At 44.8% G+C, this 21,873-nt stretch carries 17 protein-coding genes; 8 read left to right on the top strand and 9 right to left on the bottom strand.

Going from position 1 to position 21,873, the window contains the following annotated elements; all coding sequences use genetic code 11:
- Positions 1 to 94: 94 nt before the first annotated feature.
- Together NFI80_RS14060 and NFI80_RS14055 are read left to right on the top strand one after the other, a co-directional pair.
- A complete protein-coding gene (locus NFI80_RS14060; RefSeq protein ID WP_235162661.1) occupies positions 95 to 1,387 on the top strand; it encodes a hemolysin family protein in 1,293 nt (430 codons plus the stop codon).
- A 65-nt stretch (positions 1,388 to 1,452) separates the two neighbouring features.
- Entirely contained in the window at positions 1,453 to 1,845 is a 393-nt protein-coding gene (locus NFI80_RS14055; protein WP_235162662.1) for a hypothetical protein, read from the top strand.
- Positions 1,846 to 2,015: 170 nt separating this feature from the next.
- On the opposite strand, the gene galU is transcribed toward NFI80_RS14055, so the two are convergent.
- The 6 genes from galU to atpA form a co-directional block, all read right to left on the bottom strand.
- Entirely contained in the window at positions 2,016 to 2,879 is an 864-nt protein-coding gene (gene galU, locus NFI80_RS14050; protein WP_026630622.1) for a UTP--glucose-1-phosphate uridylyltransferase GalU, read from the bottom strand.
- 112 nt (positions 2,880 to 2,991) lie between these two features.
- The gene (locus NFI80_RS14045; protein WP_233795379.1) at positions 2,992 to 3,987 is read right to left on the bottom strand and encodes a mevalonate kinase family protein; all 996 of its coding nucleotides are present in this window, start codon (positions 3,985 to 3,987) and stop codon (positions 2,992 to 2,994) included.
- 153 nt (positions 3,988 to 4,140) lie between these two features.
- Entirely contained in the window at positions 4,141 to 4,668 is a 528-nt protein-coding gene (locus tag NFI80_RS14040; RefSeq protein WP_235162663.1) for a YceI family protein, read from the bottom strand.
- Positions 4,669 to 4,792: 124 nt separating this feature from the next.
- Positions 4,793 to 5,527, bottom strand: a complete 735-nt coding sequence (locus NFI80_RS14035) for an outer membrane lipoprotein-sorting protein (RefSeq protein WP_235157491.1) — start codon at positions 5,525 to 5,527, stop codon at positions 4,793 to 4,795.
- Positions 5,528 to 5,655: 128 nt separating this feature from the next.
- Entirely contained in the window at positions 5,656 to 6,540 is an 885-nt protein-coding gene (atpG, locus tag NFI80_RS14030) for an ATP synthase F1 subunit gamma (protein ID WP_026630626.1), read from the bottom strand.
- Between the two features lie 6 nt (positions 6,541 to 6,546).
- Entirely contained in the window at positions 6,547 to 8,124 is a 1,578-nt protein-coding gene (gene atpA, locus NFI80_RS14025; protein ID WP_233795383.1) for a F0F1 ATP synthase subunit alpha, read from the bottom strand.
- A gap of 290 nt (positions 8,125 to 8,414) precedes the next feature.
- Here atpA and bamJ point away from each other — a divergent pair, with 290 nt between their 5' ends.
- Both bamJ and NFI80_RS14015 read left to right on the top strand, forming a co-directional pair.
- A complete protein-coding gene (gene bamJ / locus NFI80_RS14020; RefSeq protein WP_235162664.1) occupies positions 8,415 to 9,173 on the top strand; it encodes a BamJ family beta-barrel-assembly machinery protein in 759 nt (252 codons plus the stop codon).
- Positions 9,174 to 9,186: 13 nt separating this feature from the next.
- On the top strand, positions 9,187 to 11,310 hold the full coding sequence (locus tag NFI80_RS14015; RefSeq protein WP_235162665.1) for a carboxy terminal-processing peptidase: 2,124 nt from the start codon (positions 9,187 to 9,189) through the stop codon (positions 11,308 to 11,310).
- A 96-nt stretch (positions 11,311 to 11,406) separates the two neighbouring features.
- On the opposite strand, the gene NFI80_RS14010 is transcribed toward NFI80_RS14015, so the two are convergent.
- The gene (locus tag NFI80_RS14010; RefSeq protein WP_235162666.1) at positions 11,407 to 11,667 is read right to left on the bottom strand and encodes a helix-turn-helix domain-containing protein; all 261 of its coding nucleotides are present in this window, start codon (positions 11,665 to 11,667) and stop codon (positions 11,407 to 11,409) included.
- 169 nt (positions 11,668 to 11,836) lie between these two features.
- Here NFI80_RS14010 and NFI80_RS14005 point away from each other — a divergent pair, with 169 nt between their 5' ends.
- From NFI80_RS14005 to NFI80_RS13990, 4 genes are read left to right on the top strand one after another with little or no spacing between them, the layout of a single operon-like run.
- Complete coding sequence (locus tag NFI80_RS14005) at positions 11,837 to 12,823, top strand: hypothetical protein (RefSeq protein WP_235162667.1); 987 nt, start codon at positions 11,837 to 11,839, stop codon at positions 12,821 to 12,823.
- Between the two features lie 2 nt (positions 12,824 to 12,825).
- A complete protein-coding gene (locus NFI80_RS14000; protein ID WP_235162668.1) occupies positions 12,826 to 13,836 on the top strand; it encodes a thioredoxin domain-containing protein in 1,011 nt (336 codons plus the stop codon).
- A 34-nt stretch (positions 13,837 to 13,870) separates the two neighbouring features.
- Positions 13,871 to 14,719 carry a DUF4249 domain-containing protein gene (locus tag NFI80_RS13995; RefSeq protein ID WP_235162669.1) on the top strand — a complete coding sequence of 283 codons (849 nt, stop codon included), beginning with the start codon at positions 13,871 to 13,873 and terminating at the stop codon, positions 14,717 to 14,719.
- 18 nt (positions 14,720 to 14,737) lie between these two features.
- Positions 14,738 to 17,095, top strand: a complete 2,358-nt coding sequence (locus NFI80_RS13990) for a TonB-dependent receptor (protein ID WP_235162670.1) — start codon at positions 14,738 to 14,740, stop codon at positions 17,093 to 17,095.
- Positions 17,096 to 17,206: 111 nt separating this feature from the next.
- Here NFI80_RS13990 and NFI80_RS13985 read toward each other — a convergent pair whose 3' ends face one another.
- On the bottom strand, positions 17,207 to 18,649 hold the full coding sequence (locus NFI80_RS13985; RefSeq protein ID WP_235162671.1) for a TolC family protein: 1,443 nt from the start codon (positions 18,647 to 18,649) through the stop codon (positions 17,207 to 17,209).
- Positions 18,650 to 18,702: 53 nt separating this feature from the next.
- Entirely contained in the window at positions 18,703 to 21,855 is a 3,153-nt protein-coding gene (locus tag NFI80_RS13980; RefSeq protein ID WP_235162672.1) for an efflux RND transporter permease subunit, read from the bottom strand.
- Between the last annotated feature and the right edge of the window lie 18 nt (positions 21,856 to 21,873).

Genomic DNA, 21,873 nt, shown 5'->3' with positions numbered 1-21,873 from the left:
TTCAGGTTGCACGCTTATGTGCCCTGCTGTATTATTTGGAATAATTTTTTCATAACATGCAGTTCATTACCCTTTTTTCAAAAACTCATCTTGAATGGCTATCCAGGTTTTAATAACATTAGTACTCGTCTTGTTAAATGGCTTTTTTGTGGCTGCGGAATTTGCGATTGTGAAAATCCGAGCCTCGCAATTGGAGCAAAAAGCGCAGGAGGGGAATCCAATGGCCGTTTTATCAAAAAAAATCGTTGCTAATCTGGATGGATATCTGGCTGCTACGCAATTTGGAATAACACTGGCAAGTCTTGGTTTGGGTTGGATAGGGGAGCCGGTTGTCTCTAAGATACTGATCGGGGGAATGGAACTGGTGGGGATTTCACTGGAACCTGAGCTGGCGCATCAGATCGCTTTGCCGGCCGCTTTCGCCATTATCACGGTGCTGCACATTGTTTTTGGTGAGCTGGCGCCTAAATCCATTGCGATACAACGCCCCGAGGCAACTACTTTATTCCTTTCGTATCCGTTGCATGGATTCTATCTTGTTTTCAGGCCGGTTGTATGGATGCTGAATGGCATTGCTAACTTTATTCTTAAAGGAGTGGGCATCACACCTTCGCACGGGAGCGAAGTGCATAGCAGCGATGAGTTGCGTTATCTGGTTCAGCAGCAGAAGGATAGCGGCATGATCGAAGCGGCAGACTATGATCTGATTAAAAACGCATTCAATTTTTCCGAACGGATCGCCAAACAGATCATGATTCCACGGCCGCAGGTTTTTGGCATTGATATCAACGACTTTGATGAGGCAAAGCTTGAAAAAGTCATTGAGGAAGGCTATTCCAGAATCCCGGTTTACGAAGATACACTGGACCAGATTGTGGGCGTGCTGCACTTGAAAGATCTGCTTTTAAGAATGAGGCAGGGAAAAGAAATCGTGCTTACTGAGCTTATCAGGCCCATTTCTACGGTTCACGAGTCCAAACCGATCGGTGCATTATTGCGGGATTTTCAGCTCAGCAGGCAGCAAATGGCGGTGATTATTGATGAGTATGGCGGTGTTGATGGCATTGTGACGATGGAAGATATCCTGGAAGAGCTGGTTGGGGAAATTCAGGATGAGTACGACAATGAGATTCCCATAGTGAAGAACGAAAGCGACAATACATATACAGTATTAGGTTCAGCATCGATCACGGATATTAATGACAAACTGCCACACGATATTTCAAAGGAAAGTGATTACGAAACGCTGGCCGGTTATCTGATCTACAAATTCGGCAGAATTCCGGCTATTGGTGAAAAACTTAAAACCAAACATTTCGAATTCACCATTCTAAAAAAGCAGCGGGCAACCATATCGCAGGTAAAAATCACTGTGTTTGATGACTGATTATTATTTGTTGAGATTCAATAACTCTCCAATCTGACAATGTTATGAAACAGGCCGGTATATGTTTGATTGTATTATTTCTTACAGCGTCTGGTCCTGCTTTCGCTCAAACAAAAAAGAAGGATTCTTTCCCTACTTATGAACAGATCAGAGGCAACAAATCTGAAATTTACGACTTCGTAGCGCCCCAAAGCATTCAGGTTAGCCCAACTTCCGCAATTCCCGAAACCGGTAAATACAATTCCATTAAGCGCAGCATTCTCACCGACCACGGGTTTGACGTTTTCGGCTATCCCAAAGACAGTGTTACTTATATTTTAAATGGCAGAAGGGAAAAGAACGCAAAACGAGCAGAGACGGAGATCAGGACAAACAGCAGGAACATTACCGATATTTCAATCGGCGCAGTGGATGCAAAGGGGAGAAGAGTGGTTCGGATTGATTATGAGGTGAAGTAGTCACTGGCTTGTCAGGTCGCCGGGCGGTCGAAAGGCCCTGTCAGCCTAAGCGGACCGGGCCGCGGGCGGTCGAAGGCCCTGTCAGCCTGAGCGGAGCCGAAGGCGCGCTACTCCTGGGTAACGCGCCTTCGGCTCCGCTCAGGCTGACAGGGCTAGAAAAAAGCAACTCCCTACTTATTCAAGATATCAATCAAAAACTGCCTGAACGGTTCGGCGAATTCTTTCCTTTTCAATGCAAACTCAACCGTTGTTTTCAGGTAATCCAGTTTATCTCCTATGTCGTGGCGTTTGCCTTCTATGCGGTGCGCGTAGATGTTTTCGCGTTTGAGAAGGAGTAACAATGAATCAGTTAGCTGGATTTCGTTGTTTTTGCCCTTTGGTGTTTGCTCGATTGTATTGAAAATTTCCGGAGTCAGAATGTAGCGGCCTGCAATGGCGAGGTTGGATGGTGCGACTTCGATGGCTGGCTTTTCGACCAGCGCGCTCAATTCCATGATGGTGTCGCTTAATGATGTTCCGCCTACAATTCCGTAGCGGTTTACTTTCTTGGGATCAACTTCTTCCACCGCGATGACTGAGCCGCCAAACTGCTCGTAAGTGTCCATTAACTGTTGGGTAACCGGGATTACAGAATCCATGATTGTATCGCCCAGAAGTACAGCAAACGGCTCATTACCAACGTGGTGACGTGCATAGTAAATTGCGTCCCCTAATCCGTTGGCTTCTTTTTGTCTTACAAAATGCACATTGGCCATGTCGGCCAGGCGGCGCATTTCATTGAACCACATCAAGTCTTCCTTCTCTTCCAAACGGCTTTCAAGTTCAACATTCCGGTCGAAATGGTCTTCGATGGCTCGTTTTCCTTTTCCTGAAATAATCAGAATGTCCTCAATGCCGGAATCAACCGCCTCCTGAACCACATACTGGATCGTAGGAATGTCGATAATAGGAAGCATTTCTTTAGGCATCGATTTGGTTGCAGGTAGAAAACGGGTTCCAAGTCCGGCAGCAGGAATTACAGCTTTACGAATCATATGATGTTGGCTTTCGGCCGTTAGCATTCAGCCTTCGGCATCTTTGGTGTTAATTGGTAAATATATCTTTTTTAATGAAGTCTTTTGAAGGTAACGGCGGATCACCGGTGGCCTAAACCACGAACGGCTTAATCACCCGCGCATTATGCTTTTTAAGCTCTACAAAAAGCTGGTTCAGCATATCGTCATCATGATAAATGCCGATGATCGTTCCGCCGGATCCCGCGAATTTCGCAGATGCGCCGCAGGAACGGGCTGCATTGATCAGCCTTTTGTTGGACTCGGGCACATTGTAAATTTTGCAGCGCAAATCAAAATTCTCATTCATTAACTGATGGAGATCGTGCGCACGACCCTCGATGAGGGCTTCGCGACCATCCGCTGCTTTTTTCGCAATCTGTCCCAGGACATCAATTACGTCGGTCTCTCCGCGGTCAAAACGTGTCCTGACATCGCTGTGCACCTTGCCGGAAACTTTGCTGAGGTTGGTGTTATAAGCTACATATAATTTGGGAAGCAAAGCTGGATCTATCCGTTCGTAAAGTCCATAACCTTGACGGTCGATGAGTTCTTTGTCAAAATCCATATAAACACAGCCTTCATAACATTGGATCACGCGGTCCTGTAACCCGGCTGTAATGCCGAGTTCTTCGGTTTCGGTCACCATGACGAGCTGCGGAAGGATTTCCTTCGGAATTTCAACCTTGTAAAACTGCATCAGCGCGCGGAACAATGCAACCACGATTGCGCTTGAACCTGACATGCCAACCTGACGCGGAATGGAAGACCGGTAACGAACAGTGAAATTCCGGTTAGGAAGCCGGATGCCGTTGTCTTCGCAGTAATCCCCGAATTTCTTGATCCCCGCTTTAATCAGCGGAATCCCACCATTGTAACCCAGCATGCTAACCGTGTCGCGCAAGTGAAAAATGCTGCGAAATGTGCTCTCATCCTGCGGCTCCGATTCAATATGGAGTTCAGGGGATTCATACAGTGAAATGGAAGCGCCAAAATTTCTGACAGAAATGGATATCGTTTTCCCAAAAAAACCATCAGAAGGATTGCCTAGCAGCCCGGCGCGGGCATATGCACGAGTTTCAATTATCAAGGTAGAATTCTTTTTTAGCCAAAAGTAATAACTTAATGACGATACAATGCGATTTTGCCCTGATATGCCTGCAATTATTCAGAATGGGAGGGCATAAAAAAAGCGGGACGATTGCTCGCCCACGCTTCAACAGGAATGGTTTACTATAATATCTTATTGCTTTACAACCTGGATGTTAGCGATCAGTTTCACATCGTCACCTACAACCACGCCGCCTGCTTCCGTTACAGCGCTCCATTCAAGGCCGAATTCTTTACGGTTGATTTTACCAGTTATTTCAAATCCTGATTTATTGTTTCCGTAAAAATCGGTCATGTTACCACCGTATTCAACAGCAAATTCAACCGGCTTGGTTACGTCTTTCACAGTAAGATCGCCTTTCAAAGTATAGCTTTCATCGCCTTTTTTGGCTAATGTTCCTTTGATAGTCAGTTTAGGGTGGTTCGCTGCATCGAAGAAATCTGCTGATTTCAAATGCTCGTCGCGTTGTGCCTGGTTAGTGTCGATGCTGTTAATGTCTGCCGAAAACAGAACGGTTGCACCTTCAAAATCTTCTGTTTCAGTTTCTACCGAACCTTCGAATGTTTTAAATGCGCCGGTTACAGTTGAGATAACCAAGTGTTTAACTTTAAACTGAACTTCTGAATGCGTTGGATCAATTACCCATGTTGTAGTAGCCATATCTATATCGTATTTAATGTTTTTACATTTAATGTATATACATGTAAATTTAAGTATTAGTTCAGAAGTGTAAAAAAAATCCCGGATATTTTTTATCCGGGATTCAAATGATGTACAAGCTTTTCTATTGTTTCGGCATTTCGAAAATCGTGGGATCTATTTTCGGATTCACTTCAAGTGAACTGATTTTTAACACCATTGCCGCGCCCGGCATGGCCGATGTTGTAACTTCGGAAGTGAAAGGGTAGGTTACGCCGTCCACCTGACGGAAGTCCGACTGTGTATTCTCCGAAGTGACTTCCTGTCCGTTGATCGTTGTAGCAACGATCATTTTAAGAATGTAGAACGTGTCTTTGGAAATGTAGTTCGTACGCTTCGTTCCGTTTTTCAGCGCCATCGACACTTTGTAAACTTTTGCTCCTGCAAGATCTTCCTCACCATCGAGCGTAAGTGTGTAACCTTTCTGCTTATAGTTGTATAGACCCGTTAGGTCAGTTTCGGTTGACATGGCCTTCACCGATTCTTCCGGCAATGCGGTTGCCGTGGTTTGTCCGGCCATCGGATTGATTGTCCAGCCCGTATTGCCATTGATTGCCTGTACAACGGTCATTCCCTGCACAGTTGTTTCGCTTCGGAAGCCTTTGTCCTGCACAATGATCGTGCTGATCGGCACTTTCATGTTCATGACCTCCATCTCTGCTGCAATTTTCACACTTTGCAGTTTGGCAAGTTTGTCTGCGCCGCCCATTGCTTTTATGTGCTTGTCGATGACCTCATCAACGGTCTGGGCAAAGGTTATATGCGTTGCTCCCAGCATTAGGATGGCAATCAGCGATTTGGAAAAAGTTGATCTTAACATGAAATGTTCGTTTGTTTTAATTGGAACTCTTAACGTGCCTCTATATTGTGAGTTTGGCAAGATTCAGAAAAAAAAACGGACGGATTATCAAATCCGCCCGTTTGTATAAAATATATTTCTAAGTCCTCTTAGTTCTTCAAAGCTTCTGCTCCGCCGACAATTTCAAGGATCTCAGTTGTAATCGCCGCCTGACGCGTACGGTTGTAAACCAATTTCAGTTCTTTCAAAAGCTCCTGAGCATTCTCTGTCGCCTTATCCATTGCTGTCATACGAGCGCCTTGTTCCGAAGCATTTGATTCTAAAACGGAACGGTAAAGCTGAATTTTCAATGACTTTGGGATCAATTCGGCAAGAATCTCCTCCTCAGTTGGTTCGAAAATGTAGTTAACCTCAGCTGTTTTTGTTCTTGTTGTTTTATCTTCTGTTGCAATCGGCAGATAACGGTCTGTGTGAATGATTTGGGTTGCAACGTTTTTAAATTCGTTATAAACCAGATCCACCGCATCGTATTGACCGTCTGAAAACGCTTTCATGATTTCTTCTGCGGCCTGTTTAACAGCCACAAAGTTCAATCTGCCGAAAAGGTCCATGTAAGTTTTATTCACTACAAAACCTCTTTTAGCAAGGGATTCGGCGCCTTTTTTACCAATGGCAAAGATTTCTACATTTCCTCTTGCCGCCTGCGCAGCATATTTTGTCTCGATCAACAGCAATGTTGCTTTCACAATATTCGTATTGAAAGCACCACACAATCCACGGTCAGAAGTAACAACCACGATAAGCACCTTTTCAACCGGACGAACCGTTTTCAAAGGACTATCCACCGCACTTTCTGCACCGGAAGAAACTGTTGTAAGCATATCACCCAGCTTCTGAGCATAAGGACGCATCTGCATGATGTTATCCTGAGCCCTGCGCAACTTTGCAGCTGCAACCATTTTCATGGCCTTGGTGATTTGCTGCGTTGAATTAACGGATACGATCCGGTTACGGACTTCTTTTAAGCTCGCCATATTTTATTAACGATATTTTACAGCAACTTCACGCGCAACTTTTTCAACTACGTCGGTTACGCTGTTGTCCAGTTTACCAGCACGCAATGCCGATAAAGTGTCTTTATGCTGAGTAGTCAGAACGGTAAGGAAATCTTTTTCAAACTCCTTCACACGGTTCACGTCAACCAAGTCAAGCAGACCTTTTGTAGAAGCGTAAACTGTTGCTACTTGCTGTTCAACAGGAACCGGAGAATATTGAGGTTGTTTCAAAACCTCCTGGTTACGGCGGCCTCTGTCAATGGCCAGTTTTGTAGCCGCATCAAGATCCGAACCGAATTTCGCAAACGCTTCCAATTCACGGAATTGCGCCTGATCCAGCTTCAATGTTCCTGAAACCTTCTTCATCGACTTGATCTGCGCATTACCACCTACACGGGATACCGAAATACCCACATTGATTGCAGGACGGATACCAGAGTTAAACAAGTTGGATTCAAGGAAGATCTGTCCGTCCGTAATCGAAATTACGTTCGTTGGAATATATGCAGAAACGTCTCCCGCTTGTGTTTCGATAATCGGAAGCGCTGTTAATGAACCACCACCTTTAACGATTCCTTTCAATGAAGGAGGAAGGTCGTTCATGTTTCTTGCGATTGTATCATCCGCGATGATTTTCGCTGCACGCTCCAAAAGGCGGCTGTGCAGATAAAATACGTCACCTGGATAAGCTTCACGTCCCGGAGGGCGGCGAAGAAGCAGGGAAACTTCACGATAAGAAACCGCTTGCTTCGAAAGGTCATCATAGATAACCAAAGCAGGACGGCCTGTGTCCCGGAAGAATTCTCCAATCGCTGCACCTGTAAATGGCGCGTAGAATTGCATTGGAGAAGGATCTGATGCACCGGCAGCAACGATTACCGTGTAGTCCATGGCTCCGTAGCGGCGAAGTGTTGCTTCAATTCCTTTGATGGTTGAAGCTTTTTGTCCGCAGGCAACGTAGATACAGAATACAGGTTCGCCTTTGTCGAAATATTCTTTTTGATTGATAATTGTATCAATAGCAACTGCCGTCTTACCAGTCTGGCGGTCACCGATGATCAATTCCCGCTGGCCGCGGCCGATGGGGATCATTGCGTCGATTGCCTTGATACCAGTCTGAAGAGGTTCAGTTACAGGTTGACGGAAAATAACCCCGGGAGCTTTACGCTCAAGTGGCATTTCGTAAAGGTCACCTGTCAACGGACCATTCCCGTCGATTGGTTCAGCGAGTGTATTTACAACGCGGCCTATAATTCCGTCTCCAACCTTTACAGAAGCGATTTCTTTGGTTCGCTTCACGGTGGCTCCTTCCTTGATGTCGCTAAAATCACCCAGCAACACGGCTCCGACGTTGTCTTCCTCGAGGTTAAGCGCGAGGGCTTTAAGGCCGTTCTCGAAAACAAGCAGCTCACCTGCCTGCACCTGGGAAAGGCCATAAATGCGGGCAACACCGTCGCCAACCTGAAGGACTGTTCCTACTTCTTCGAGTTCTGCTTCTGATTTAGCTCCTGCAAGTTGTTCGCGCAGGATGGCCGAAACTTCATCCGGTCTAACAGATACCATAGTATAATTGACTTATTAAAAGTATAGTAGTAAGTTTTTGAAAACTGCCGCAAAGGTAGCGTTTTATTTTAGTATAAAAAGAATGTTTCGGGTAAAACCTATCACTAAAAATTAGATTTTTCCAAGGCTCGCGACGCAACCGCCCAGCCGATCCTGATTTCGCCGTTTATCCTTCATAATGAACATTTTTAAAACTTTTTTAGGTACTATTTGTGTTTTTGTTGTAATTGAGTTCGTTAATAGCACTTACAAATCCATTTATATAACTAATCGACCATCCTTACAGCGTAATGTACAAATTAGAAAAAACCATTTTAGCGGCCTTAGTTGCAGGAGTTTTGGTAACAACAGGAAGCGAAGCACAGACTATCAAAAAGACAACAAAACCGGCAGCGACAGTGAAGAAGGCTCCGAGCACACCAGTAAAAGCAGCAGCAACGCCTGCCGTACTCAAAAATAAGATGGATTCTTTGTCGGCTGCCATTGGCGTAAGCTTTTCAAATTCATTAAATTCTCAGGGAATTTCGGACATTAATACGGAGGTTTTAACAAAAACCATCAATGCTTCGCTCAAAGGCGGTAAAACAGCATTTACGCCGGAAGATGCCAATAAATTTATCGGTGAATATTTTCAAAAATTAACTGAAGAAAAAGGAGCTGTGTTCAGAGTAGAAGGAGAGAAATTCCTGGAAGAAAATAAGAAGAAAGAAGGGGTTGTTACAACAGAAAGTGGTCTTCAATATCAGATCATTAAGGCGGGCGAAGGCCCTAAGCCTGCGGCAACCGATAAAGTGAAAACCCATTATCACGGCACTTTAACCAATGGAACGGTTTTTGACAGTTCGGTAGAAAGAGGCGAGCCCGTGGAGTTTCCGGTTAATGGTGTGATCAAAGGGTGGACAGAAGCGTTACAGCTTATGCCGGTTGGTTCAAAATGGAAGTTATTTATTCCTTATCAACTTGCTTATGGTGAACGTGCAGCAGGCCCTCAGATCCCGGCTTATTCAGCGCTGGTGTTTGAGGTTGAATTATTAGAGATTGTTAAATAGCAAACGTTCAACAATGAAAAAGTACTTAATCACGCTTATTCCGGTAGTATTACTGGGCTGGCAGAAGGGGCCTGTTCAGGAAAAAGCGGCAATTATACCAGCCGCAGAGGTGTCAATGGACGAGGATATCAAGCCTATTCCTGCTCAGTTTAAAGCTGAGGAGCTGACAACCAGGATTCTCTCTAGTTATCATTACAGAAAGACCAGGCTCAGCGATTCGCTTTCACAAGCGATTTTTGATAAGTACATTGACGGCATTGATCATGGCAAGTTGTATTATCTGGCCAGCGATTTAGCCGATTTTGATAAATACAAAAATTCGTTTGATGACTATCTTCAAAAGAGAGAATTGGATGTGCCTTTTGCCATGTATAATGTTTTCAGAAAACGTTATAAGGAAAGAAGCGATTACATTCAGGGACTTCTGAAAGAGGAGAAACCATTTGATTTCACGGCAGACGAGTCTATGAACACCGACCGTGAAAAAGCGGCATGGGCTAAGAGTACGGACGAACTGAACGACACATGGCGCAAGTATCTGAAAAGCGAAGCGCTGGATTTGAAGTTGTCGGGCAAAGCGGATACGGCCGTTATTTCAACATTGAAGGACCGTTATAAAAACCGTGACCGTGCATTGGGCCGCATTCGTACCGAGCAGGTTTTCCAAATGTTCATGAATGCTTATGCTGAGTCTATGGACCCGCATACAAGTTACATGGCACCAACTTCTGCGGACCGTTTCAAGCAGGAAATGAGCCAGTCGCTGGAAGGAATCGGCGCATTGCTTCGTGAGGAAGATAATTATATCAAAATCGTAGAAGTAATCCCCGGCGGTCCTGCATTTAAAGGAAAACAGCTTAAAAAGGAAGATAAGATTATTGCCGTTGCCCAGGGAGATGAAGGTAAAATGGTGGATATCGTAGGCTGGTTTGTGGATGACGCAGTGAAACTGATCAAAGGGCCAAAATCGACTGTGGTAAGGCTTCAAGTTATCTCCGCAGATGCGATTTCAGGAACACCTCCAAAAGAATACAGGTTGGTGCGTGAGAAGATCAAATTGGAAGAGCAACGCGCGAAAAGTGAGATCGTTTCAGTTAATAACGCCAACAAAGAATACAAAATTGGTGTAATCGACATTCCGCTATTCTACCGCGACTTTGAAGGCGCGCAACATAAGGAGAAGGAGTTTTCAAGCACAACACGCGATGTTCAAAAGCTGATTACTGAGCTGCAGACTTCTAATGTCGACGGTATTGTAATTGACCTGAGAAACAACGGTGGTGGTTCATTGACAGAGGCGGTTTCATTGACAGGTTTGTTCATCAACAGAGGACCGGTGGTTCAGGTTAAGGAAGGACAGGGAGAAGTTGAAGTTCAGTCTGATAATGATCCAACCATTGCTTATGACGGCCCTATGGCTGTGATGGTGAACCGTTTCAGTGCTTCTGCATCAGAAATTTTTGCAGCAGCCATTCAGGATTACAAACGTGGAATTATTGTTGGAGAGCAAACTTACGGTAAAGGAACCGTTCAAACATTGATCGACCTGAACCAGTGGGTTCCGAAAGAAACAGACCAGTTGGGACAAGTGAAGCTTACAGTTGCTAAATTTTACAGAATCAACGGAAGCAGCACGCAGCTTAAAGGTGTAATGCCTGATCTGGAATTGCCAACTGCATTTAAAGTAAACGAATTCGGCGAAGGTTCTCAGCCAAGCGCATTGCCTTGGGATCAAATCGCATCTTCGCGCTACGAGCCAACCAACAACATTAATGCAAAAGTGGTTGACCAGCTCAAAGGCAAATACAACCAGCGTTTGAAAACGGACGAAGAGTTGAAAACTTTGGTTAAAACACTTAACGATTTTAAAGAAGCGCGAGAAAACAAGATCGTTTCCTTGCAAGAATCAAAACGTAAAGTTGAACGTGCCGAAGCGGAGAAAAAAAGGCTTGCTATGAAGCAACTTGGCGAGGACAATGCTGATGGCGAAGAGGAGGAAGAAGATGGCAAAGCCGTTGAAGCTCCGAAAGAGGTTAAGAAAAAGAAAGACATTTATCTAACCGAAACCAGCCGGATGCTAGCCGACTTGATCGTAATATCGAAAGAGCCGAGTTTGGCAGGGACTAAGAAGAAGTAATTGTTTTAATAGAATGTGAGAGCCTGAACCAGTAATGGTTCGGGCTCTTTTAGTTTATCAAGTTCGACCAATTTTGAATCTAACATTTGATGTCATTCATATATACCCATGATTTGCCTCTGCATTCTTCTGACGGTGTTTGAGAATGTGCTTTTCGTAGAAGAGCTCCATTTCTTCCTTACTGCGAAAGCCTAAATAGTTCGCAACCTTTTCAGCTAGTTCGCCACTGATGTTGGTTTTATCGTTTTCCAATTTGCTGATAGATTGCTGTCTGACATTCAAAAAAGAAGCAAGCTCCGATTGTTTAATCCCTTTCATCATTCTGACAGCACGAATTTTCTCACTGAAGGCGGGCATATTATTAAATTTTAGTGTGTTAAGGTGAGCGCAAAATATGATTAATTCTCCCGACTGCCAAGTTGTAAAATACAACCAACTGAGGCGTACTATACAACCAGATATTTTTGCTCGATGGGAATTAGATGTCTCTCTTTGTAGAGTTATTTAAAACTAAACATCGTGGCCCATGCTATCACACATTTTCAGAAATTGGGTATTTCTATTTTCCTTTCTGTTCACCCTTTTGCTCTTGCAAGCATGTCAAGACGAAATTACTCCTAACTCCAACCTTGAAGCCACAAATGCCTCAGGAACGGATGAAGCCTCCATCACGAGGGTCATAGAAAAGATAGAAACAGCTTATACTGAGGGAGAGCTAAAAATAGAAACTGGCGGGCCGAAAGAACTAGAAACTCAGGCTTCGCCATTAATTATGGCATCTGTTAAATCAAGACTTCTGGCTTATCAAAAACAGTTTGAATCCAGGTACAACGAGTCTAGTGATTTTTCAGAAGCCTACCCCGTGGGAGTGATACCAATGAATGAAGCATGCCCTGCAGGTACAACGAAAATCAAGTTCTTGATGGACAATCAAGACAACGGCAATTCAGCAAAGTCTGGCTGGACCGGATCCTGGTATGTGAATGGGAATGGCAACGGCATACATACTTTATGTTCCGTTTGGGGTGGTGCTTTCACCTTCATGACTTTAAATAAGTCAACACAGTATTTGCTGGTACGATTAGGCAATAGCAAGACGATGTTTATGGAACCTCGAGTTTGGAATGTGTATTTTGACAATGAGGACAATAATAATGCAAACACACTGTACGATGGTAACCTGGGGCCTGGCACGATAAATAGTCAGGGAATTAACCTACAATTCTGGGCCATTGCAGGAAAAGATACGCCTGGTGTAAATCAATCTGCAGAATTCCCTGATCTGGGTTTTTCTTATGGAGTATTCGGCACATTTACTTCCCCGGTTGTAGGAGGAGCCGCGGGTATGGGAACATTCAAAACAGACGATGAGAATAAGAACAATGCTAACCAGCTTTATTCAGTTGATTGGGTCACCAATGTCATTACCCACGGTTCATATGTGCATGGGTATGGCGTAGACCGCACCAACGATCCTGGAAATACTTTGTTTAATATTCGTCGAGTAAGGTGATCATGCAGACGACAAGCTTGCTGAAGATGCTTGGCATGTTCTGCATTGGTTTAGTAGCCATCTGTTCGTGCGAGAAACAGGCTGAAAAAAGGATAGTAGCAGTAGTGGAGGGTGAGGCAATAAGCTTGGAGGAAGTGGATAACCTGATTAAAAACTCGCTCTATGAGTATCTTTTCGCCATTTATGATGTTCGGAGAATTGCACTGAATGAGCTAATTAATAGCAGGATGATTTCCAAAGAGGCAAAGGCACTGCATGTTAGTGTTGATTCAGTCACCTCTCTGAGAATTGCGGAAATGAAGCAAAAATTGACAAAGGATCAATATGTCTCGGATAATGCTTTGCAGCATGGGGTCGTGGATGAAGAGAATCCATTTAAATTGATCCCACTTCATACTGACGAAGGGCAAAGAATACTGGAAAAGAGCTATGTTAAATTTTTGAATCAGATGCTCAACAAAGAACTGAGTGCTAAATACAAAGTCAAGATTTCACTTGAACCGCCGGAAACGCCTAAACTGGACTTACGGGGGACCATTACTTACGCCCGCAGAAACATGCAATCATTGAACGTTGTCACCATCGTCTCTGACTTTGATTGCCCGGTTTGTCAGAGTAAAGTGCCTGTTTTTAAGCAGTTGTTCAAGAAATATAGCGATAGGGTTCGCTTTGAATATGTTCATCTTTCCCCGTCGATTAGTAAGTCAATCTTATTTTCTGCGTGTGCCGCGAAACAGGGTAAATTTTGGGAAGCACATGATTTGCTGTTTCGAATGGGTCAGAATGGATCTCAGGAAATAGAAAGTTTAATGACGAGCTTAAATCTGGACCCCAAGGCTTGTAAAACCTGTATGGAATCTGACAAAGTTGCTGATGAAATTAATGCAAGTATGGAGCAGTTGAGGGCGTTAGGCATTAAGGTTACGCCTACCATAATCATTAATAACAGAATTTATTATGGTGAGATTTCCGAAGAAGTTATGGGTCAGTTTATCGAGAAGTCCCTTAAATGATTTGTGGTTAGCATTCATTAGTTCATTCCTCCTGATGCTGATCCCTCTTTCATGCGTACAGAATGTCGAGTTGGACTTAATCAAGGGCAATGAGAAAGTTTTGGTGGTCGAGAGTGAATTTAATAACCTAAACACTGGGAACTTCGTAAGGTTGACTTGGACGCGCAATGTTCAGGAAAAGGAAGTGCTGCCAGTTGATCATGCTTTGATTGTAGTCAGTTCTGACAGCGGTGAAACTGATACTTTGAAGAAAGAAAACGATGATAATAATAATTTTGATGGATATTATTTTTCAGATAGATTAAAATGTGAGCCAAACAGAACGTACACCCTGAAAATTGACGTTGATGGGAGAATGTACGAGGCAACCGCGACAATGCCCCGTCCTCCTAAAATTGATTCTTTACGCCTGGGTTTTGTCAAGTATGAAATTGGGAAATCTGATGGGGTTATGCCCTTTATTTATTTTAGAGAGCCATCAGTAGAAAAAAATTACTACATGGGAAAGTTGTGCCCGGATGGGTACTTTTCCCGTCGAAATCCTTGTCCAGTGATGACTTGGTATGCCAACCGGGCGGTACTGCTTTTGGACGATAAATATCTAGCTGGATATGTCAATGGTATTAACATCAATTTACCCGATGACCCTAAGAGAAAGTACATTCCAAGCCTTTTCGGAGACTACCTTGCCATTCTCTATTCGATAACCCCAGAGAGCTATGAATATTTTCAATCATTAATGGAAGCCCTTAAGAGCGATGGAGGAGTGTATTCGCCATCACCAGCAAATCATCCAACCAATATTAAAAGCAAGCATAAAGTAGTCGGATTTTTTCATGTAGCAAGTCTTGATTCATTCCCATTTTTTGCACCGCTTCGCTGATTAAACGCATTTGAATTCATGACTAAATTGCTCATAATAGCGGCGTTTTTCATCTCAATTAACACTTACGCTCAAAGGCATAACCTAAGCGGTATAGTGACGGATGCTGTTTCCGGAGAAAGCTTGCCCAATGCGAGTGTTAAGGTTGCCGGAATGGATGCGGGAATACAGAGTAATGCATACGGTTATTATTCTCTGAGCCTTAAAAAGGGGATTTGTCTGATAGAAATTTCCTATCTGGGTTATCTGAAAAAATCAGTTCGCGTTGATTTGCAGCGGAATTTGAAACTGGACATTCAGCTGACACCTGCCAATCAACAGCTGAAAGAAGTGCAGGTTAAGGAGCGAGATCAGGTGGATTTAGGTAACACTATTCCGGGCAAGTCCAGCATTCAGATGAGTCAGGTTAAAAGCATGGGCACAATGGCAGGTGAAGCGGATATATTTCAGGCGTTGCAATATCTTCCCGGCATTAAGGCGGCAGTTGAGGGAAATACGGGTCTCTCTGTTCGCGGAGGATCATTTGATCAAACATTGATTCTGCTGGATGATGCGCCTGTATATAATCCTTCACATGCACTTGGCTTTTTTTCTGCGTTTAACAGCGATGCCATCAAGTCAGTGGACATTTATAAGGGAACCGTTCCAGCCCAGTTTGGCGGAAGACTTTCCTCTGTGGTCGACTTGAAAATGAAAGAAGGCAATGTTAACCACTTGAATGTCTCGGGCGGGTTAGGTGCGATCGCAAGTCGGTTGACCGTGGAGGGGCCGATCAAGAAGGAACGATCGTCGTTTATTGTCTCCGGAAGATATAGTTATGCAGGCAGCACGGCAAATCTGATCGGAAAGTTGGCCCAGCAAATGAATGTTTATCCGTTTCGGAATTTCACGGGCGGAAATGACATTCGCTTTTATGACCTTAATGCGAAGATCAACTGGAAATCAACGGATAGCAAGGATCAGTTTTTCATCTCCGCTTATGCAGGAAAGGATTGGTTTAAGTATTACCTTTTTCAACAAGGCACTTTCATGAAATGGCAAAACAATACGTTGTCGTTCAGATGGAACCGCGTTCAGCGTAGCAACCTGTTTTTCAACACCACGGCTTATTTCAGCAACTATGGCTATAATTACAGCCTACTGATGGATCGGCGTGATTTTGAGTGGAAAGCCGGTTTGCAGGAAGTTGGACTAAAAAACGAGTGGGACTATTTCATCGATCCCACTGCATCACTCAAAGCGGGTGCAATGCTAACGTATACGCATTATAGTCCAGGAGCAATCAAGCCAAAATCTGATAGTTCGATAACGATTCCTTTTACATTAAGGGCACAAAATACTTTGCAAAACGTCGTTTTTGCTGGTTATACAAAACAGTTGTCCAAGGGCTTTTCTATGTATGCAGGGCTCCGTGTATCCATTTATTCGATGGTAGGGCCTGGTATGACATATGAATATTCGCAAAAGCGCGACCCTGTGCAGGATTCAACGCGTTACAAAGCGGGAGGACTCATGAATTTGAGAGCGGGAATTGAGCCGAGATGGTCTTTAAATTACATGCCAGACAGCATTTCCGTGCTTTCAATCGCAGCGAATCGTTCAATGCAATATTCCCATTTGCTTAATTCCTCAGCGGTTGGTTTGCCCACGGATGTATGGCTTCCTTCCAACCGCAATGTCGCGCCGCAATCTGCAACCCTGATCTCTCTCGGCTACAAGCGGATTATTAAAAATGTTACGATTTCGGTTGAAGCTTATCAGAAGTGGATGAAAGGAGTTATTGATCTTGTCGACAATGCACAACTGTTTGTAAATCAATATTCTGATTCCCAGGTTCGCTCTGGAAAAGGAAATGCTTGGGGACTTGAAACAATGCTGGAAAAGAAAACAGGCAGATTAACCGGATGGATCACCTACACATTATCGAAGACAGATCGGACCATTCCGGGTGTTAACAATGATCTTGCTTATCCAACCCGATATGACCGCCGGCACAGCATTTCGTTCGTTACGACTTTCCATGCGACAAAAAGAACGGCGCTGTCAATGGATTTTCAATTTAACTCGGGTGGGGCGGCGTCATTTCCTGTGGGTGCATATGAATACCTGGGAGCGTCTTTTAATTATTACACCAGCCGAAACGGATACAGGTTACCCGCCTATCACCGGCTCGACGTGCAGGCTATGTTCACCAGGAAGCGAAAAAAATGGGAAAGGCAATTTGTTGTGGGCATTTTCAATGTGTATGATCAGCGTAACCTTTTTTCTGTGCAAGTTGAGCCCGATACATTCAGCCAGCCTTATGAGCTATCACGTATATCAGCCATTTCTTTATATGGCGTTATGCCGTTTTTTAGCTACGGATTCAAAATCTGATCCCATATCAGGCTTTTCCTAACGGTAGGTGGAGAATGAAAAACAAAACGGGCCACCCCGATATAGATAACCCGTTTTGACAAAAAAAGGAAGGATTTGCTTGTGAACTTTTTACTCCCAACCACCCCCCAGCGAGCGATACAATTCAATCAATGCTAGATACTGATTCTTTTGAACGTCGGTTAATGACAATTCAGCTTCCAGAACGGTTCTTTGCGCGGTGATCACTTCCAGGTAGGAAGCATAGCCTGTCAGGAAAAGGTCTTTTGACGTGACAACGGCTTGTTGCAGCACATCCACTTCCTGGGTTTTGAATTCGTTTATTTTTCGGTTGTTTTCAAGTTTTTTCAGGCTTGTGCTTACTTCCTGGAAACCGGTTAAGACCGCCTTGTTGTAAGTAAACAATGCTTCAAGGCTTGCGGCTTCGGCTCTTTTTTGTCCTGCTTTCAGCGCTTTTCTGTTGATAAGCGGCCCGGCCAAACCACCGATTGCATTATAAGCCATGGAACCCGGATTGAAGAGTAAATTGCTTTTAAATGAATTAAAGCCCAGAAAAGCAGTAATGTTCAGCGATGGCAAAAATGCAAGCTGCGCGGCTTGCTGTTCCGAATAATTGGCTAACAGGTCAAATTGCGCTTGCTGGATATCCGGTCTTCTTCTCAGCATGTTGGCAGGAATTCCGGTTGCGGCAGTCTGAGGCAATGTCTGTTCCAGCCGGGCGCTACGCGTAATAGGCTGGGGAAAGCGGCCCAGTAGCAGATTAAGTTTGTTTTCAGCTTCGATAATTTCCTGTTGTTTTTCAACTTCAAGGCTTTGTGTATTAAACAATTGTGCGCTGAATTGCTGTACGCCCAATTCATTTGCACGGCCGCCTTCTTTCTGGATTTTAATGGTCTCCACGGCAGATTGCTGCAAGGCAATGTTCTTTTGAATGATTGCCATTTCTGTATCCAGCGCGATAAGCTCGTAGTAAGCACTTGCAATTTCAGCGATCAGGCCGGTAATGATGGCGTGACGAGCTTTTTCGGTGGCCAGAAGACGGTTATATGCTGCTTTTTTCTGCGTTTTTAATTTCCCCCAAATATCAATTTCCCAGGCACTTCTTAATCCAACAAAATAATCCGGCATGAAAGGGGCAGGTAGCCGACGGTCTGCGTCGATGTTTTCGGAAAAATTGGTGTCATAATTTCCTACGCCATCCATGGTGTAATCCCCGAATTTCCGGCCGCCACCAGTCACTTCGGCCGAAACGGATGGAAGCAATGCTCCCTGTGCAGCCAGAATGTTGGATCGCACCATTTCTATTCTTTGCGCCGCGATTTTCAGGTCCAGGTTGTTCTGAAGCGCTGTATCGATCAATGCCGTTAAATAGGCGTCTTTGAAAAACGTTTTCCACTCCATAGCCGCAATTCCTGTTGAATCGGTTTGGCCGGCGAATGTTTGTGGCGTGCTGATGCGCGACTTCTGCGCAATGGGCTGGGTGAGCTTGCAACCTGCCAGGGTTACTAATGTGCTCATCAGCAGTATGCTATATAAATTTTTATATGTTTTCATGAATGCAGGATCTTAGAGGAAGCAGCCGGACGGACGCCCGGCTGCCGAAAGTGTCATTCGAGAATGAGCTCTTCTTTCTGGTTTACAATTTTAGATGTTTTGGGCCTTACCATGCTGGCGAATAGCACGTATAATCCCGGAATAATAATCACCCCGAAAATGGTTCCGATCAGCATCCCGCCAGCAGCCGCGGTCCCGATAGACCGGTTTCCGATCGCACCTGCACCTGAGGCCATCACCAACGGGATAAGTCCGGCTATAAATGCCAGCGAGGTCATCAGGATGGGGCGAAGCCGTTCTGTGGCGCCTTCCAGTGCTGCCTCAATGACGGATCGTCCTTCTTTTTGCCTGATAATCGCGTATTCTACAATCAGAATGGCATTTTTACCTAATAAGCCTATGAGCATGACGAGCGAAACTTGCGCGTAAATGTTATTTTCGAGCCCCATTAATTTCAATGCGACGAATGCGCCGAAAATACCGGTCGGTAAGGAAAGTATAACAGGTAATGGAAGCAGGAAACTCTCATATTGAGCGGCTAGGAGCAGATAAACGAAGATCAGACAGACGCCAAAAATGTAAATGGCCTGATCGCCCGACAGGATTTCCTCCCGCGTCATTCCGGACCATTCATAGGTGAAACCACGCGGCAGGCTGGTGGCAGCAACACGTTCTACGGCCTTGATAGCATCGCCGCTACTGTAACCCGGCGCTGCATCCCCATTGATCATCGCCGAGGTGTACATGTTATACCGCGTCAGCAATTCAGGTCCGTAAACCCGTTCCAGACGGATGAATGTGGAGAACGGGACCATTTCACCGCGGTTGTTTTTTACATATAGTTTTAAAATGTCCTCAGGATTTTTCCGGAAATCCGGATCAGCCTGGACCATTACCTTATACATCTGGCCAAAACGAATGAAATTGGAAGCATAAAAACTCCCTACCAATGTCTGTAATGTGCTCATTGCTACGTCCACCGAAACGCCTTTTTTTGCAGCGATATCGGCATCGACGTGAATCATATATTGCGGGAAACTTGCATCGAAGCTGCTGAATGCGCTGGCGATTTCCGGCGAATCCATCAGGTCTTTTACAAATTTGTTGGTGATCTCAGCAGTTTTTTGCAAATCGTCGCTTCCCGTGCGGTCTTGCACACGGAGCTCAAAGCCACTCGAGTTACCAAATCCCGGAACAGTAGGAGGTGGGAAAAACTGAATTTCAGCATCCGTAATGTGCTTGGTTTTGGCTTCCATTTCAGAAATGATGTCCTGCACGGAAGCCGTCCGTTCATCCCAGGGTTTCAGGTTGATCATAGCCATACCATAGGAAGATCCCGCGGATTCCGTGATCAAGCTGTAACCCGACAGCGACGAAACGGATTCTACTGCTTCCAGTCCTTTTGCCACTTTTTGAATTTCATCCAAAACAGCCTCGGTTCTTTCCACGGTGGCTGCTACGGGAGTTGTCACATTTACATTAATAACACCCTGATCTTCTGTGGGAATGAAACCCGTAGGCAGAACCGTGTTGACTCCATAAGTCGCTACGCAGAATGCAATGAGAAGTCCGATTGTGATTACCCTCCGGTTAATGATCAAGCCTAGCAACTTTCTGTATTTTGCCGAAATGCCATCATAACCTTTGTTGAAACCTGCAAAAAATCTATCCAGAAGCGTATTTTTCGATGGCTGACCGTGGGTGTTTTTCAACATTAAAGCACAGAGCGCTGGTGTTAATGTCAATGCATTAATCCCGGAAATAACGATTGAAATAGCAAGCGTGATGGAGAACTGGCGATAGAAAATCCCGACTGGACCAGACATAAAGGCCACAGGAACGAAAACCGCAGACATGACCAGCGTAATCGCGATGATAGCGCCGCTCATTTCCTTCATCGACTCAATGGTCGCTTCGCGCGCATCCAAAAGTTTTTCGGCCATCTTTGCGTGAACGGCCTCGACGACGACAATGGCATTATCCACCACAATCCCGATGGCCAGAACCAATGCAAACAATGTTAAAAGGTTGATTGAGAAACCGAATAACTGCATGAAAGCGAATGTTCCGATCAAGGCAACGGGAACGGCCAGGGCAGGGATAAGCGTCGAACGGAAATCTTGCAAAAACAGGTAAACAATAATGATTACCAATATAAATGCTTCAATCAATGTGCGTACAACCTCGTGTATGGACGCATCCAGGAAGCGGGAAACGTCATACGAAACCATGTAATCCATGCCGGGAGGGAATGTAGTCTCCTTCAATTCGGCCACTTTCTTTTTCACATTGGCAATTACCTCCTGCGCATTGGAGCCGGGGCGCTGTTTCAGCATGATCGATGCCGATGGCTTGCCATTGGATTTGGAAGCCATATCATATTCCAGCGTACCAAACTCAATATCAGCCACATCCTTTAATTTCAACATGGAGCCGTCGGGGTTTGAGCGCAGGACGATATTTTCATATTGAGCCGGCTCAAACAATTTTCCCGTGTATTTCAGCACGTATTGCAGGGCTTGCACTTCGCGTCCTGAGCTAACCCCGGTTTTACCCGGCGCAGCCACGACGTTCTGTTCGCGGATCGCTTTTACCACGTCATCTGCGGAAATGTTGTAACCATTCATCCGGTCGGGTTTTAGCCAGACACGCATCGAATAGTCACGGCTTCCCATGATCACGGCGCGGCCTACGCCGTCAATTCTTTTGAGCTCCTTAAGCAGGTTAATGTCGGCAAAATTGTATACAAAGTCCTCAGCAACAGACGTATCCGAACTCATGATGTCCAGATACATAAGCATACTGTTTACCTCTTTTTCGGTGGTTACACCGGCTTTGATTACTTCTTCCGGGAGTTCATCAATGACAGTTTGAACGCGGTTCTGCACGTTCACAGCCGCCAGGTCGGGGTCAATTCCTACGTTGAAGGAAATTGTAATGGTCGTTACGCCATCATTACCCGATACGCTGGTCATGTAAGTCATTCCGGGAACACCATTAATGGCGCGTTCGAGGGGAACGGCAACGGCGTCCACGCCAACCTCGGAATTAGCTCCTGTATAGGTTGCCGTTACGACAACAGAAGGCGGCACAATGTCCGGAAACTGCGAAACTGGTAGGTCTGAGAGGGCGAAAAGCCCAAGTAAGGTTATGAAGATTGAGATGACCAGTGATAGCACTGGCCTCTCTATAAATTTTTGAAACATGATTTAAAATTCAGGTGA

Source organism: Dyadobacter chenhuakuii (assembly GCF_023821985.2).
In the GTDB taxonomy this organism is placed as follows: Bacteria; Bacteroidota; Bacteroidia; order Cytophagales; family Spirosomataceae; genus Dyadobacter; species Dyadobacter chenhuakuii.
The sequence above is the reverse complement of the archived record's forward strand: the minus strand, read 5'-3'. Positions and strand labels throughout refer to the sequence as shown.

Excerpts from the sequence above, each read along its gene's own strand:
- NFI80_RS13995 (WP_235162669.1), top strand. The coding sequence starts at position 13,871 with ATGCTGATCCCTCTTTCATGCGTACAGAATGTCGAGTTGGACTTAATC.
- NFI80_RS13980 (WP_235162672.1), bottom strand. The coding sequence starts at position 21,855 with ATGTTTCAAAAATTTATAGAGAGGCCAGTGCTATCACTGGTCATCTCA.
- NFI80_RS14005 (WP_235162667.1), top strand. The coding sequence starts at position 11,837 with ATGCTATCACACATTTTCAGAAATTGGGTATTTCTATTTTCCTTTCTG.
- NFI80_RS14000 (WP_235162668.1), top strand. The coding sequence starts at position 12,826 with ATGCAGACGACAAGCTTGCTGAAGATGCTTGGCATGTTCTGCATTGGT.
- atpA (WP_233795383.1), bottom strand. The coding sequence starts at position 8,124 with ATGGTATCTGTTAGACCGGATGAAGTTTCGGCCATCCTGCGCGAACAA.
- NFI80_RS14010 (WP_235162666.1), bottom strand. The coding sequence starts at position 11,667 with ATGCCCGCCTTCAGTGAGAAAATTCGTGCTGTCAGAATGATGAAAGGG.
- atpG (WP_026630626.1), bottom strand. The coding sequence starts at position 6,540 with ATGGCGAGCTTAAAAGAAGTCCGTAACCGGATCGTATCCGTTAATTCA.
- NFI80_RS14040 (WP_235162663.1), bottom strand. The coding sequence starts at position 4,668 with ATGGCTACTACAACATGGGTAATTGATCCAACGCATTCAGAAGTTCAG.
- NFI80_RS14015 (WP_235162665.1), top strand. The coding sequence starts at position 9,187 with ATGAAAAAGTACTTAATCACGCTTATTCCGGTAGTATTACTGGGCTGG.
- NFI80_RS13985 (WP_235162671.1), bottom strand. The coding sequence starts at position 18,649 with ATGAAAACATATAAAAATTTATATAGCATACTGCTGATGAGCACATTA.
- NFI80_RS14060 (WP_235162661.1), top strand. The coding sequence starts at position 95 with ATGGCTATCCAGGTTTTAATAACATTAGTACTCGTCTTGTTAAATGGC.
- NFI80_RS13990 (WP_235162670.1), top strand. The coding sequence starts at position 14,738 with ATGACTAAATTGCTCATAATAGCGGCGTTTTTCATCTCAATTAACACT.
- bamJ (WP_235162664.1), top strand. The coding sequence starts at position 8,415 with ATGTACAAATTAGAAAAAACCATTTTAGCGGCCTTAGTTGCAGGAGTT.
- galU (WP_026630622.1), bottom strand. The coding sequence starts at position 2,879 with ATGATTCGTAAAGCTGTAATTCCTGCTGCCGGACTTGGAACCCGTTTT.
- NFI80_RS14035 (WP_235157491.1), bottom strand. The coding sequence starts at position 5,527 with ATGTTAAGATCAACTTTTTCCAAATCGCTGATTGCCATCCTAATGCTG.